This is a genomic window from Methylibium sp., from assembly GCF_965279545.1.
Taxonomy (GTDB): domain Bacteria; phylum Pseudomonadota; class Gammaproteobacteria; order Burkholderiales; family Burkholderiaceae_C; genus Methylibium.
In genome coordinates this window covers 3,686,611-3,700,123 of sequence record NZ_OZ257250.1, presented here as the reverse complement: position 1 = coordinate 3,700,123, position 13,513 = coordinate 3,686,611, and the positions used below count along the sequence as shown (strand labels likewise).

The following is a 13,513-nucleotide window of genomic DNA, read 5'->3' as shown; positions in this document are numbered from 1 at the left end:
GAACGGGCGCACCAGTACAAGAAACGGACACGCATGAACGCCGCTTTACCGCACGACGGACCCTCGTCTTCGCTGTTTCTCCCCTGCGCTGCCGGCGTCGAGGCCTTGCTGGCCGACGAGGTGGCCCGGCTGCTGCCGGATGCGCCGGCGCAGCTGCAGCGTGGCGGCGTGCTGGTGCAGGGCGGCCCGCGCGAAGCGATGGCGCTGAACCTCGGCAGCCGGCTCGCGCAGCGCGTGCTGTGGCAGGTGGCGCAAGCACCCTACCGCAGCGAGGACGACCTGTATGCGCTGGCACGCAGCCCGCACTGGCCGGACTGGATCACCCCGACGCAGACCCTGAAGGTGGACGTGACCGCCCAGCGCGCACCGCTGAAGAGCCTGAACTTCGCCGCGCTGCGCATCAAGGACGGCGTCTGCGACGCGATGCGCGACGCCCTCGGCGCGCGCCCCAGTGTCGACACGCGCCGCCCCGACCTGCCCCTGCAGCTGCACCTGGCACCCGAGCAGGCGACGCTCTATGTCGACACCTCGGGCGAGGCCCTCTTCAAGCGCGGTTGGCGCGAAGACCAGGGCGAGGCGCCGCTGAAGGAGACGCTGGCCGCCGCACTGCTGGCTGCCGCCGACTGGCAGGGCCGCGAATCGGACGGGCCGCTGCTCGACCCGGTGTGCGGCTCCGGCACGATCGCGATCGAGGCGGCGCAGATCGCCTGCGGCATCGCACCCGGCTCGCTGCGCCGCTTCGCCTTCGAGCGCCTCGGCCCGTTCCGCGACGCCGGCCCGCAGCGCGCGTGGCGCGAACTCCGCGAGGCGGCCCGGGCCCGGGTGCACGCGAGCGCGGTGCCGATCTTCGCGGGCGACGTGGCGTTTCGCATGACCGACTTCGCGGCCCGCAACGCCGAGCGCGCGGGCGTCAGCGCCGCGATCGAGCTCAAGACGGTCGACGCGCTGCAGCGCACCGCACCCGCAGCGCGCGGCACCTTGATGCTGAACCCGCCGTACGGCGAGCGCATCGACCCGAAGGGGTCGCGCGGCGAGGCGGGGCGGCGCGCTCCGCCGCCCCCGCCGGCGCGCGAAGGCTTCGAGGGCGGCGCCTCGGCAAGCGAGTTCTTCTCCCGTCTCGCCGCGCACTGGAAGCGCGCCTATCCGGGCTGGACCGCGTGGGTGCTCAGCCCCGACATGAAGCTGCCGCAGGCGATGCGCCTGAAGGAGAGCCGGCGCGTGCCGATGTGGAATGGCCCGATCGAATGCCGCCTGTTCCGCTTCGATCTGGTCGCCGGCTCGATGCGCGAACCCGCTTGAGCGCGCCGGGCCGTCGCCCGGCACCCGTTCGCTAGCGGCTCAGCGCCGCACGTCCAGATCGATGGGGGCGGACGTGGCCATCACCTGCTGGTCGACGTTCTGGACCAGTTCGACCCGCAGCTTGTAGCTCCCCGGCGGCGGCGCGAGCCAGACCTCGGTCAGGCCCTTGACGAGGTCGATGCGCTCGGCCGGCGCGCCGGCCCGCTCGGCGATCAGGCGGAAGTGACCGACGCCCTGGTCCTGGATGTCCACATGGCCCACGCTCAGGCCCGAGGCATGCAGCCGCACCCGCAAGGGCGTGTGCTGCGGCTCGCCGCCGCGCGGCTCGAGGATCGCGACGCCGGGCTGGATCAGGCTCTTCGGGTCGACGTCCTCGTTCTTCTTCGTCACCGTGATCGTCATCGGCTTGCTGTAGATGAAGTAGGGGATGTGCTTGTGGTCCGCCAGCAGCAGCCGCAGCGTGTAGGTGCCGGGCACGAAACTCAGCACCGTTTCCATCTGGCCCTTGCCGAAGTGGATGTACTGGTCGTTGAAGGGCAGCGGCTTCTTGAAGTCCAGCGGCAGGTCGCGGTTCACCAGCAGGTGGTGGTGGCCGGCCCCTTCGACCGGCTTGACGATGGGCGCGAGCCCATAGCGCGACAGGCCGAACTTCAGCACGAAGGGCGTCTCGATCCGGTCGCCGTCGCGCAGGTTGGTGAAGTAGGTCTCCGGCTGCTGCGTGCGCAGCGGCGAACTGAGCCACGGGTGATCGGCCGCCAGGGCCGGTGCGGCCAGCAAGGCCGCCGCAATCCAGGCAAGACAAGGGCGCATCGTGTCGGTCTTTCGGTTGGAGGTTGGAAGTCAGCGCAAGACCGGTGCGTCCGGCAGTTCGTTGGGGTTGTCGGCCCCTGGCGCCAGCGGGAAATGCTCGCGCAGCAGCGCGTCGACGGCGTCGATCGCGGCATTGAGCCCGTCCTCGAAGCGCCGCTCGCGGAAGGCTGCACCCATGCCGTCCACGATGGCCTGCCAGTGCGCCGCGTCGACCTGCCGTGTGAGGCCGCGATCGGCCACGATCTCGATGCGGTGCTCGGCCAGCAGCAGGTAGATCAGCACGCCGTTGTTGTGCTCGGTGTCCCACACGCGCAGCTTGCCGAACAGCGTCAGCGCGCGCTGCCGTGCACTCAGGTCGCGCCACAGGTAGCCCAGCGGCAGGCCGGCCTCGACGCAGACGCGGATCTCGCCGCTGTGAGCCGCCTCGCTGGCGCGCACGCGCTGCTCGATGCGATCGAGCGCGACCGGGCCCAGCGCGCGGCGCACGTCGTCCTCGTCGAGCCAGCGGTGGCGCAGCAGCCGGATCAGCCTGTTCATCACCAGTCCCCCGAGGCACCACCGCCGCCGAAGTCGCCGCCGCCGCCCGACGAGAAACCGCCGCCGCCGCCGCCACCACCGCCGCCACCCCAGCCGCCGCCGATGAAAGGCGGCACCCCGTGCCCCCCGGCGTCGAGACCGCGCCGCCGCGCCGCGCCCAGGCCCAGAACGCCCACCAGCACCAGCGCCACGAGCGCCGCGGCGCCGCCCACCAGCAGGCTCGCGGTCACGGCCCAGGCCAGGCCGCCGGCACCGGCGCCGGTGGCCAGCGTGCCGAGCTTGCGGCCGAGCACGCCGGTGAGCACGGCGCCGGCGATCGGCACCGCCAGCAGGAAGAAGAGCGCGAAGTCCTGCCACTGCGCGCCGGGCTTGGCCGCCCGCGGCCCCGGCGCCGGCAGGCCTTCGCCGCGGATGCGCGCGGCGAGCTGGTCGATCGCGGCGTTGAGTCCGCCCGCAAAGTCGCCGGCGCGAAAAGCCGGCGTCAGCGCACGGTCGATGATCTGCCTGGCGGCCAGGTCGGGCACGGCGCCTTCGAGCGCCTTCGCGACTTCGATGCGGACCTTGCGGTCGTCCTTGGCGACCAGGATGATCAGGCCGTCACCGACCTCGCGCCGCCCGAGCTTCCAGGCGTCACCGACCCGCTGGGCGTAGCTGGCGATGTCCTCGGGCTGCGTGCTGGCGACCACCAGCACCACCAGCTGCGAGCCGGCATCGCGCTCGAACGCGGCGAGCTTGGCCTCCAGTGCGCTGATCTGCGCGCGGGTCAGCGTGCCGGTCTGGTCGATCACGCTGGCGCTGAGCACCGGCACCGGCCGCAGGTCCTGCGCGCCGACGCCGCCACCCGCCAACAGCAGCGCGAGGCACGCGGCGAGCAGGCGCCAGGCGCGCATCCCGGCCTCAGCGCACGCGGTGGGTCGGACGGGTGCCGCTCACTTCGACGCCGGCTTCTCGAAACTCACCGCCGGCGGCGCCGAGATCTGCGCCTCGTTCTGCACCGTGAAGTTGGGCTTGGCCGCGTAGCCGAACACCATCGCGGTCAGGTTGCTCGGGAAGCTGCGGGCGAGCACGTTGTAGTCCTGCACCGCCTTGATGTAGCGGTTGCGCGCCACGGTGATGCGGTTCTCGGTGCCCTCGAGCTGCACCCGCAGGTCCTGGAAGCCCTGGTTGGCCTTCAGGTTCGGGTAGTTCTCGGTCACCACCAGCAGCCGCGACAGCGCGCCGCTCAGCTCGCCCTGCGCGGCCTGGAACTTCTGGAAGGCCTCGGGGTTGTTGATCAGCTCCGGCGTCGCCTGGATGCTGGTGGCCTTGGCGCGCGCCTCGACCACCTTGGTCAGCGTCTCCTGCTCGAAGTTGGCCTCGCCCTTGACGGTGGCCACCACGTTGGGGATCAGGTCGGCTCGGCGCTGGTACTGGTTCAGCACCTCGGCCCAGGCGCTCTTGGTGGCCTCGTCAAGGCGCTGGAAGTCGTTGTAGCCGCAGCCGCCGAGCGCCAGCGTGGCGAGCAGCATCAGGGCAGCGAGAAGGCGTCGGAGCATGGGGTGGGTCCTTTCTGGGCGAACTCGGGGCGGCGCGAAAAAGCCGGGGCACCGACATGCAGATGCCGCCGGCTGCGCCGGGTTCAAGCGGCGCTTAGCATCCTAACCACTGTGGACGCCTCTTTCGCACTCGATCCGACCACCGCCTTGCAGGCCGCGGCCCGCCCGCAGGCGCTGCAGGGCGACGCGATGCCCCCTCTCCCGCAGGGCGGAAGAGGGCTGGGGTGAGGGTGGGATCGAGGTGCACGACGGCCCCTCGCCCCGGCCCTATCCCCTCCCGCGGTGAGAGGGAGTTGTTCAGCGCCGTGCCGGCGGCTGCCAGCCGCTGCGCAGCACCTCCAGCTGCTCGGCCCTGCGCTCCGCCGGCAGCGGGCCACGCAGGCTGGTCAGCACCCAGCCCACGCGCTCGGTGTCGACGGCCGTCGGTGCGCCCGGCGCCGGCGCGGCGCGCAGCAGGCTCGCGAGCCAGGCGGCCTCCAGCGGCGTGAGCCGCGCGCTGCTCTTGCGCAGGTAGTGGCGCGCGGCCGCCTCGGCGCCGCACACCCCCTCGCCCCAGGGCGCGATCGCCAGGTAGAGCTGCAGGATGCGGCCCTTGCCGAGCGTGCGCTCCATCTCCACCGCGTAGAGCAGCTCGCGCAGCTTGCGCACCGCCGAGCGCTGGTCGCCGGTGTAGACCAGCTTGGCGAGCTGCTGCGTCAGCGTGCTCGCACCCTGCGGCCGCCTGCCGCCCGCTGCCAACGGCGGCTGCTTCTGATTGGCGGACCACGCGGCCAGCAGTTGCGGCAGGTCGTAGCCGGCGTGCTCGGCGAAGCGCTGGTCCTCGGCCGCCACCACCGCGCGCGGCAGCCAGCCGATCACGCGCGTGCCCGCATCGCCGGCCGTCTGGCGCAGTGGGTTGGCCGTGCAGGCCATCGCCGGCTCGGCATCGAGCAGGGCCTCGGTGCCCAGGCCGCTCACTTCGAAACCGTCGATGCGCGGCTGCACCGCCAGGCGCCGCTCGGGCAGGCGCAGGTTCAGCTTGGCAGCCACGCGGCCGTCGATGTGCGCACGTTGCAGTTCGGGGATCGCGTCGGAGCCGAAGGCCGCGTAGACATCGGCCAGTGCGGTGTCGGCCAGTTCGGCGTCGATCACCAGCCCGGTGCTCGCGAGCTGGGCGCGGCCCTTCAGCACCACCGCCTGCTCGCCCTCGCCGAGCGTCAGTGTGCCGCGGTAGCGCTCCTGCGCCACGCGCTGCAGCTGCAGCTCGGCATGAGGCAGCACCAGCGGCTGCGGCCCGAGCGCGTCGAACGGCAGACGGCACGGCGCACAGCGGCCGGCCAGGCGGTCGGGCGCCACACGCTGCCAGGTCCAGCGGCCGAGCGGCGTGTCGGTGCTGCGGCCGTCGAGCAGCGCCAGCCCGAGCGGATGCGTCGCCACGCGCAACAGCGCCGGCACGCTGACCGGGCGCTCGAACTGCCAGCCGCGCGGGCCGATGCGCAGCGTGTGCGACCACTCGCCCGGCTGCGGCGCGAGCACGTGGCAGGCCACGGCGAAGAGTGCCGTCATCAGGCCGAGCAGCGTGGCGAGCAGGGCGAAGGTGATGAGGGTGCAGCGGCGCACCACCCCCTCACCCCAGCCCTCTCCCCCGCGGACGGGGGCGAGGGAGCCCGGCCCCACTCTCACGCCCTCTCCGGATTGCAGATGAGGGCCGTCGTCGTCAGCCTCCGTCCCTTCCCTGCGTGCAGGGATAGCGGGGCCCGGACTGGCTCCCTCGCCCGCTTGCGGGAGAGGGTTGGGGTGAGGGCCGGAGTGCATACCAGCCCCGCCGAATATCTTCATCGCATCTCTCCACTGTCGACCACCGCCACCGTCGTCACCGCCTGCCAGGGCCCGGTGGAGCGGCCCAGCGCCGCGGCCCAGAACCAGGCCGAGGTGTCGGTGTAGGCCTGGCCTTCCGCATCGGCGATGCGCTCGCACACGCGCAGCCGCTGCGCGCCGCGCTCGGCCTCGAAGCAGCGCCACAGCCGCTGCTGCGCGTCGTGCTCCAGGCGCGCGGCGGCGATGGTGTAGCCGAGGCCGCGGTAGCAGTCGGCCGCCGGATGCAGCATGCGCGTGGGGCGCTGCACGTCGCGCAGCACCAGCAGCCGCTCGCCGTCGCTGAAGCGACCGATCGCGCCGGGGAAGGCGTTGGCGAAGCGCTGCTCCACCGGGCTCAGCGCCAGCGGGCGCAGCGTGCGGCCGTCGAACTGCCGCGGCCATTCGACGGCGCGCAGCGCGCCTTCGGCCGGCGCCGCATCGCGCGCCAGCGGCGCGAGCGCGCAGGCCGCGAGCAGCGCCGCGGCACCCAGCCGCACCAGGCCGCCGAGCGGCGCGGCCCGGCGCCGCAGCGCCGCACTCCAGCGCGCCAGCGGCTCGTCGTGCCGGCACTCAATGACGGTCTGCATGGCGCAGCTCCTTCTCCTGTTCACGCGTGGTCCACGCCAGCACGGCGGCGCACACCGCGGCCGTGACCCCCAGGCCGATCGCCTGGTGCACCGCCTCGCCCAGACCCTGGGACCGCGCCTCCAGCGCCACCAGCAGCGTGTTGCGCAGCACGTTGCCGCCCAGCACCAGCAGGCCGACCACCGGCAGCCGGCGCAGCAGCGCCGCATCGCGCAGCCCGGTCCACGCCGCCGCTGCGCAGGCGCAGAAGTAGCCCAGCCACACCAGTTGCACGCCGGAGCATGGCGCGTCGACGATCACCAGCTGGCCCTGCACCGTCATCGCGGCGCCGCTGCGCGCGGCTTCCAGGCCGGCGAGCTGCAGCGCCCAGGTGCTGAGCTGCGCCGTCAGCAGCCGCAGCGGGTAGCCGGCATAGAACTGCAGCGACGCCACCAGCGGCAGCGCCAGCAGCGCCAGGCCGGCGAACGGCAGCCACGGCGCGCCATCCGGGCGCCAGGCGGCGAACGCCAGGCTCAGCGCCGCGACCGCCAGCACCGCGGCCGCGAGCGGCGGCAGCGCCCACAGCGAGATCGTCGCCGCTGCCGTCACCACAGCGCTCGCGGCGAACCAGCCCGGCCGCGGCGCCGCGCGCAGCCGCGGCGCCAGGCGAACGAGCACGAGGCCCAGCATGGCCAGCGCGGCCAGGCCGAGCGGATCGTCCGAGCCGTCGAGCAGCCGGCCGGCCGCCCAGCGTCCGTGCGGCCAGAGCGCGGCGGCCTGCAGTGCCAGCCAGGCCCCGGCGGGCAGCGCGGCCAGCCCGGGCGCGCCGGTGAGACGCAGTCGATAAGGTTGCGAATGCATGGTGCAGGCCCCCGCTCAACGCACCAGGCGCCGCGGCCTGCGCCACAGGCGCTTGGCGCTCGAGCCGCCGCGGTGCCAGGCCGCCGCGCCCAGCAGCACCAGCACCACGCCCAGCGCGATCCAGGCCGAAGGCTCCGGCGTGCTGGGCACCTCGGCGCCGATGGCCAGGTTGCTCACGCCCTGCGGCAGGGGCGAGGGCTGGTCCACCGGCGTGCTGCCGCCGGCCGGGTTGCGCACCACGCGGTCCACCGCGATGAAGCTGGTGTACTGCGTGAGCAGGCTGTAGCGCAGGCCCAGCGCGGTGATGGCCTCGCGCTGCGTGTCGCCGCCCTGCAGCGCCTCCTGGTCCGACAGCGACTGGATGCGGTGGCGCGCCCACAGGTGGCGCAGCGCCACGGCCTGCGCATCGGGCGTGCCGACCGACAGCATCGCCTGCCACGCACCGTTGGCCGCCTGGCCTTCGACGACGAGCTGGCCGCGCGGCTCGCCGCGCCACTTGCCGAACACCAGCACCGGGCGGCCGCCCAGCACGTCGGGCAGGCGCTCGGGTTCCACGTCGTAGGTGTCCAGGCCTTCGAAGCGCGCCTTCACCTGCGTGAGCACCGGCGCGTCGATCATGCGGCGCAGGCGCTCGGCCTGCGCGGCGGCCTGCCCCGGCCGGGTGACAATGAAGGGCTCGCCCTGGCCAGCGCGCGCGATGCCTTCGATGAGATGGCGGTTGACCGAGCTGCCGATGCCGAACGCGAACACGTTGGTCTGGCCGAGGTTTTTGCGGATGAGCTGGAACACCTCGCTCTCCACCGTGACGTAGCCGTCGGTCACCACGATCACGCTGCGCGAGACATCAGGCGCCTTGGGCAGCGCGGCCACGCGCTTCAAGGCCGGCACGATCTCCGTGCTGCCGCTGCCGCCCATCTGCGCAATGGTGCGCAGCGCCTGCTCGATGTTGGCCTGCGTGGCTGGCACCGAGGTCTCGTTGAGCATGCGGTTGCTGCCCGAGAACAGCAGCACATTGAAGGTGTCGCTGGGGCGCAGCCCGCCGATCAGGTGGTGCAGCAGCGTCTTGGCGGTGTCCAGCGGGTAGCCGTGCATCGAACCCGAGATGTCGACCACGAACACGTAGTCGCGCGGGTTGATCTGCGTGGTGGCGATGGCCTGGGGCGGCTCCACCATCGCGAGGAAGAAGTTTTCCTCGCCGGGCGCGCCGGGGAAGAGCGTGAGGCCCGAAGCGATGCCTTCGCCGGCGAGGCGGTAGTCGAGGATGAAGTCGCGGTTGCCGTTGTGCCGGCTGGCCTCCGCATCGCCGCCCAGCGCGACGCGCGCGCCGTTGCTGCCTTCGCCTTCCACCTCGATCTCGTGCGAGCTGGAGCGCAGGCCGCTCACCGGCAGCGGCGAGGCGAAGGCCACGCGCAGCTCGAACCGAGTATCCGAAGCCTCGCCGGCCGGCAGGTAGGGCACGGCAGGGAAGCTGCCGGACGGCGCCGTTGTGCCGTTGTCTCCTTCAGTAGCAGCAGCAGCAGAAACAGCAGCGGCCTTGTTGGCGGGGGAGCGATAACGCGGGCCCACCACGGTGGGGAACACGAACTGGTAGCGGCCCTCGGTGGGCGGCAGCAGCTCGGTGTAGCGCAGCTCCACCGCCACCTCGTCGCCCGGCAGGATGTTGGCCACATTCATCGAGAACACGTTCGGGCGCTCCTGCTCCAGCAGCGCGGCGGTCTTGCCTTCGCGCTTGGCGGCCTCGAACTCGATGCGGGCGCGCTGCTTCTCGCGGATGTCGGCGACGATCACACGGTGGCCGATGCGCACCGTCATCGCGTGCACCGCGGCCTGTGTGGAGCCGGGGAAGACATAGCGCGCCTCGATGGGCCGCTGGCCCTCGTTGCGGTAGCGCTGGGTCACCGTGACGTCGGCGATCGGGCCGGCGATGCGCGCGTCGACCTCGGTGGCCTTCAGCGGCAGGCGGTCGACGCTCGGGTCGTCGCTCTTGACGAAGAAGTACGGGCTCTCGGCGCGCCGCGCGTCGGCGTCATCAGCCTGCGCCGGCAGCGCGACGAGCAGCAGGCTCGCCAGGCAGGCGAGCGCCAGGACCACGGCCCACAGCCGGCCCGCGCGCGACAGGGGGCGCAGCGGGATGACGGCGCGCGGACGCAGGGAGGGGAAGAACATGGCGGGCTCCTGAGGCGACGTGCCGCGAGGTGGGCACGAGTTCAGGATGCGCGGCGTGCAAGAAGGGATGAGGAAGACAGCAGTGGCTTGTGTGAAGTTGGCGTGAAGCCTGAACACGATCGGCTTTCGATCACCCGGCCCCAAGCCTTCATTTAAACGAGTGCTTTGAGTCGCTAATCAGTACCTCGACAGTCGACGATGTCGATCAACGGCACGTTGATCGCTATGCCATCACTTGGAGTCATGGTCGCTATCCAACCCCGCTGAGTCAGTGTCAACCGATTCACATGACAAACGAAATCTCGCAATGACGCTTGATTCACTTGCCAGCTCAAGCGAACCTGCTCGCCCCGAACTAGCGCTTCAAATAGCGGACGGAGATCTCGGCGATGGCTCGGCGCGAACTCCGGGAGATCAATCGCGACTTTCTCGTCGAGACTCCACGTCGTGAATTCCTGCGCCGACAGCAGCCGCTTTAACAGTGATCGAATCGGAAGCAGGAAGTACATCAAAAAACCAGGGTCTATCGCCTTGAGCACATTGAACATCGTGAGAAAGGCGTAGCCTTCCTTGGCAGTCAGCCAGAAACCCGGCAAGACATCAACACGTTCACCCGTCCGGGCGTTCGGATTCAACCTGTAGCCCTTCGCGGTTGCATCGTAGACAACCGGCGCTCCGAGTCGATCCCGCATCAGTTCGATGTCGCGCATCAGCGTGGCGCGCGATACCTCGAACGTCTCCGTCATCTCCCGGAGACTGACGACATCCTTGGCTTTGAGCAAGAAATGGATGCGGGAAATGCGCTCGGCTTGGCTCATGCTGAAGTCTCCTCGGACCATGCTACGGCGTCAGCGTCTCATCCCGTGAGACACCTGCACAGGCATGCTACCGATGAAAGGAGGTAACGAAGGATGGACCAAGTTCCGGTGTTCTTCACGGGCCGTATGGTGGCCAATGCATGTAGTTTTTCACCGTCGGCAGGGAAGCCGGCCGAGGTGGTTAATTCGTGGTTGAAGTTGGAGGGCATGATCAAGTTATCAGAGCCGCATCCGGTGACGGTTGATCAGTTCTGCATGTCCCACGATCGCAGCTATGTCGAGGACGTCTTAAATTGTCGTGTCGATAATGGCTTTCGCAACCGCATACCTGCCGTGGCCGAGTCCTTACCCTTCACAACCGGCGCGATGCTGGCCGCGAGCCGCGCCGCGATCGTGAACCGACGAGTTGCTGTTGCGCCGTGTTCTGGTTTTCATCATGCCCACTGGAGTTTGGGAGCCGGGTACTGCACGTTCAATGGTCTGATGGTGACTGCCGCTGTGCTGCGCCATGAAGGTCTGGTGCAAAAGATCGGCATCCTCGACTTCGATCAGCATTGGGGGGACGGCACTGAAGACATCATCAATCAACTCGGAGCAAGCGCCTGGGTGCACCATTACAGCCCGGTGTATGAGTTCGGCACTACTGAGTCGGCAGAGAGCTTCCTGGGTGCTATCCCTGGCATCACCGCTGGCTTCGCAGACTGTGATCTCGTCCTGTACCAAGCGGGCGCCGATCCGCATGTTCTAGATCCGCTGGGCGGCTGGCTAACCACCGAGCAGTTGTTTCGACGTGACGAGGCGGTGTTTCGGGGCCTGTGTGCCCTAGGACTCCCCGTGGCTTGGAATCTTGCGGGCGGTTACCAGCAACCCTTGCGCAAGGTGCTGGACATCCACGACAACACAATGAGGGCCTGTCATGCGACCTACTGCAGGGCGCAGGCACTTGATGCTTGACGTTGGGGCGCCGGCGTCGATTCGATGCGCTGACATCGGGCGGCATCTGACAATGACACTGATGTAGCCAATTCAGAGGCGATATGGATCGAATTGCTGAAGCGCTTGACATTGTTCGTCGGGCAACACTCCTCGGTGACTACGACAGCAACGTCGTCGGGATGGCTGCCGAGATCATTGCCGAGGAACGCTTCGGGATGGAGCGACAAGCGCGCGGAGCTCAGCACATCGATGGACATTGGACTCGCGATGGTCGCAACCGCTCCGTTCAGGTCAAGGGATGGTCTTCAAGCCGAATCGTCCGTTATGGAAAGTATGCGTTCGCCGAAGTCCGCGCTGCGGCTCGTGCAGATGACGTCTTGGTGGTTCTCATCTACTGTTACACGTCGGAGTACGACGTTCTGTACTGCGGTCCAACAGAAAAGGCGGGGATCGCGAAGAAGAATGGACTGCATCGCTACGTGCGACTGGATCACTTGGTACATGGCGAGGAACTGGCGCGAATAGTTGCCAAGTGCGCCGCACAGAACATTCGATGATGCAGGGCGTCGGTGAGTCACTTGAAGCACTACGTATCGGCCTCCACGCTCCGGCCACTCCCGACTGCCCGAGGCAACCCCAACGTCGCCACTGCCCCCACCCCACCTCCCGCATTCCGCAGACTCACCCGCCCCCGGTGCAGCTCCGCAATCTCCTTCACGAACGCCAGTCCCAGCCCCGTGCTCTTCTTCTGCGAGTGCGGCCGCGCCAGCGAGTAGAAGCGCTCGAACACCTTGTCGTCGGCGTAGTCGGGGATGCCGGGGCCCTGGTCGCGCACGATGATGTCGACGCTGCCGCCGCGTTGGCCGTGGGTCGCGAGTTGCAGCGTCACGCGGCCGCCGGTGGGTGAGAAGTCGATGGCGTTGTCGAGCAGGTTGCCGATGGCACGGCGCAGCAGCAGCGCGTCGCCTTCCACGACGGCCTCCGTCTCATCGCCATCGCCGCTCACGGGCAGCACCACCACCTCGATGCGCCGCGCCGCGGCCACCGGCTGCGCGCTGGCGGCCAGCTCGTCCAGCAGGGGGCGCAGGGCCACGGCCTCGGGGTGCTCGATCTGGCGGCGTGATTCCAGCGCGGCCAGCTCCATCATGCGGTCCACCAGCTCCTGGATGCGCAGCGTCTCGCGCTGGATGTTGCCCAGGAAGCGCTGGCGGTCGGCCTCGGGCATCGCGGGCTCGTCGTTCAGCAGTTCGGCCGCGCCGCGGATGGCCGACAGCGGGCTCTTCAGCTCGTGCGTGAGCGTCTGCACGTAGTCGGCCACGTAGTTGCGGCCGGCCAGCGCGTCGCGCATCTCGTCGAAGGCGGCGCCCAGCGCGCCCAGGGTGCGGCGGCCCAGCCGCCGCAGGCTCAGGCTGCGCTGCGTGCGCACGTAGCGCCACAGGTCGCTCACCAGCCCGAAGGGCCGCACCAGCCACACCGAGACGATCAACACCAGCAGCAGCACCGCGGCCACCGAGGTGGCGCCCACCAGCAGCGTGCGGCGGCGCGCCTTCTCCACGAACTGGCCGAAGCTCTGCACCGGCTTGCCCACCGACACGGCGCCCACGATCTCGCCGCCGATGACGATGGGCGCGGCCACGTACATCACCGAGGTGTGCGGGTCGCCGTCCACGTCGGCCGAGGTGCGGGCGCCGTACTCGCCGGCCAGCGCCAGCCGCACGTCGCGCCACTGCGAGTGGTCGGCCCCCTCGTACCGGCCCATGGAATCGAACAGCACGCGCCCCTCGCGGTCGACCACCGTCGCGCGCAGTTCGACGCGGGTCTTCTCGAAACCGAAGATGTCGGCCTTGAACTCGCGCGCGTAGAGCGCGCGGAACACCGGGCGCAGCGCGTCGATCGCGAGGCCCTCCTCGCTGGAGCGCGACTCGATCCAGCTCGCCATCAGGTGCGCCGTTTCCACCAGCGATTCCTCGGCCGACTCGCGGTAGCGCGGGTCGATGTCGCCCACCAGCCGCCACAGCAGCAGCACCACGCCCAGCGCATAGGCGAGCAGGATGCCGATGAAGATGCGGTTGCGCTTGGTCAATGGGGCCCCCACGGCCCTGCGGGCCTGCCCCCCAGGGGGGCGCTCGCCGGCTTGGGAGCGGCCCGGCG

The 13,513-nt window shown here is 70.1% G+C and carries 13 protein-coding genes; 3 read left to right on the top strand and 10 right to left on the bottom strand.

The genetic code is table 11. From position 1 onward, the window contains the following. The first annotated feature begins 33 nt into the window (after positions 1-33). Positions 34-1,299: a THUMP domain-containing class I SAM-dependent RNA methyltransferase gene (locus ACQY9S_RS17365; protein WP_428421380.1), complete on the top strand. Its 1,266-nt coding sequence runs from the start codon at positions 34-36 to the stop codon at positions 1,297-1,299. A 39-nt stretch (positions 1,300-1,338) separates the two neighbouring features. On the opposite strand, the gene ACQY9S_RS17360 is transcribed toward ACQY9S_RS17365, so the two are convergent. The 9 genes from ACQY9S_RS17360 to ACQY9S_RS17320 form a co-directional block, all read right to left on the bottom strand. Beyond that, the gene (locus ACQY9S_RS17360) at positions 1,339-2,109 is read right to left on the bottom strand and encodes a DUF4399 domain-containing protein (protein WP_428421379.1); all 771 of its coding nucleotides are present in this window, start codon (positions 2,107-2,109) and stop codon (positions 1,339-1,341) included. Between the two features lie 30 nt (positions 2,110-2,139). Continuing rightward, positions 2,140-2,646, bottom strand: coding sequence for a TPM domain-containing protein (locus ACQY9S_RS17355; protein ID WP_428421378.1), 507 nt, complete (start codon positions 2,644-2,646; stop codon positions 2,140-2,142). Then, positions 2,646-3,536: a TPM domain-containing protein gene (locus ACQY9S_RS17350; protein ID WP_428421377.1), complete on the bottom strand. Its 891-nt coding sequence runs from the start codon at positions 3,534-3,536 to the stop codon at positions 2,646-2,648. The genes ACQY9S_RS17355 and ACQY9S_RS17350 overlap by 1 nt, the downstream gene beginning before the upstream one ends. 39 nt (positions 3,537-3,575) lie before the next feature. Continuing rightward, entirely contained in the window at positions 3,576-4,181 is a 606-nt protein-coding gene (locus tag ACQY9S_RS17345; RefSeq protein ID WP_011827746.1) for a LemA family protein, read from the bottom strand. Between the two features lie 297 nt (positions 4,182-4,478). Then, positions 4,479-5,780 carry a biosynthetic peptidoglycan transglycosylase gene (locus tag ACQY9S_RS17340; protein WP_428421376.1) on the bottom strand — a complete coding sequence of 434 codons (1,302 nt, stop codon included), beginning with the start codon at positions 5,778-5,780 and terminating at the stop codon, positions 4,479-4,481. A 215-nt stretch (positions 5,781-5,995) separates the two neighbouring features. Further along, complete coding sequence (locus ACQY9S_RS17335; protein ID WP_428421374.1) at positions 5,996-6,604, bottom strand: hypothetical protein; 609 nt, start codon at positions 6,602-6,604, stop codon at positions 5,996-5,998. After that, positions 6,588-7,442, bottom strand: coding sequence for an exosortase Q (xrtQ, locus tag ACQY9S_RS17330; RefSeq protein ID WP_428421372.1), 855 nt, complete (start codon positions 7,440-7,442; stop codon positions 6,588-6,590). Before xrtQ ends, ACQY9S_RS17335 begins: the two co-directional genes overlap by 17 nt. 15 nt (positions 7,443-7,457) lie before the next feature. Further along, positions 7,458-9,608 (bottom strand): VIT and vWA domain-containing protein, encoded by a 2,151-nt coding sequence (locus ACQY9S_RS17325; RefSeq protein ID WP_428421370.1) that lies wholly within the window; start codon positions 9,606-9,608, stop codon positions 7,458-7,460. A 173-nt stretch (positions 9,609-9,781) separates the two neighbouring features. Further along, a complete protein-coding gene (locus ACQY9S_RS17320; RefSeq protein ID WP_428421368.1) occupies positions 9,782-10,426 on the bottom strand; it encodes a helix-turn-helix transcriptional regulator in 645 nt (214 codons plus the stop codon). Between the two features lie 93 nt (positions 10,427-10,519). On the opposite strand from ACQY9S_RS17320, the gene ACQY9S_RS17315 reads away from it, so the two are divergent. Together ACQY9S_RS17315 and ACQY9S_RS17310 are read left to right on the top strand one after the other, a co-directional pair. Then, a complete protein-coding gene (locus ACQY9S_RS17315) occupies positions 10,520-11,380 on the top strand; it encodes a hypothetical protein (protein ID WP_428421367.1) in 861 nt (286 codons plus the stop codon). Between the two features lie 83 nt (positions 11,381-11,463). After that, entirely contained in the window at positions 11,464-11,919 is a 456-nt protein-coding gene (locus tag ACQY9S_RS17310) for a DUF6998 domain-containing protein (RefSeq protein ID WP_428421365.1), read from the top strand. Positions 11,920-11,948: 29 nt separating this feature from the next. On the opposite strand, the gene creC is transcribed toward ACQY9S_RS17310, so the two are convergent. Further along, on the bottom strand, positions 11,949-13,445 hold the full coding sequence (gene creC, locus ACQY9S_RS17305) for a two-component system sensor histidine kinase CreC (protein ID WP_428421363.1): 1,497 nt from the start codon (positions 13,443-13,445) through the stop codon (positions 11,949-11,951). Positions 13,446-13,513 lie beyond the last annotated feature (68 nt).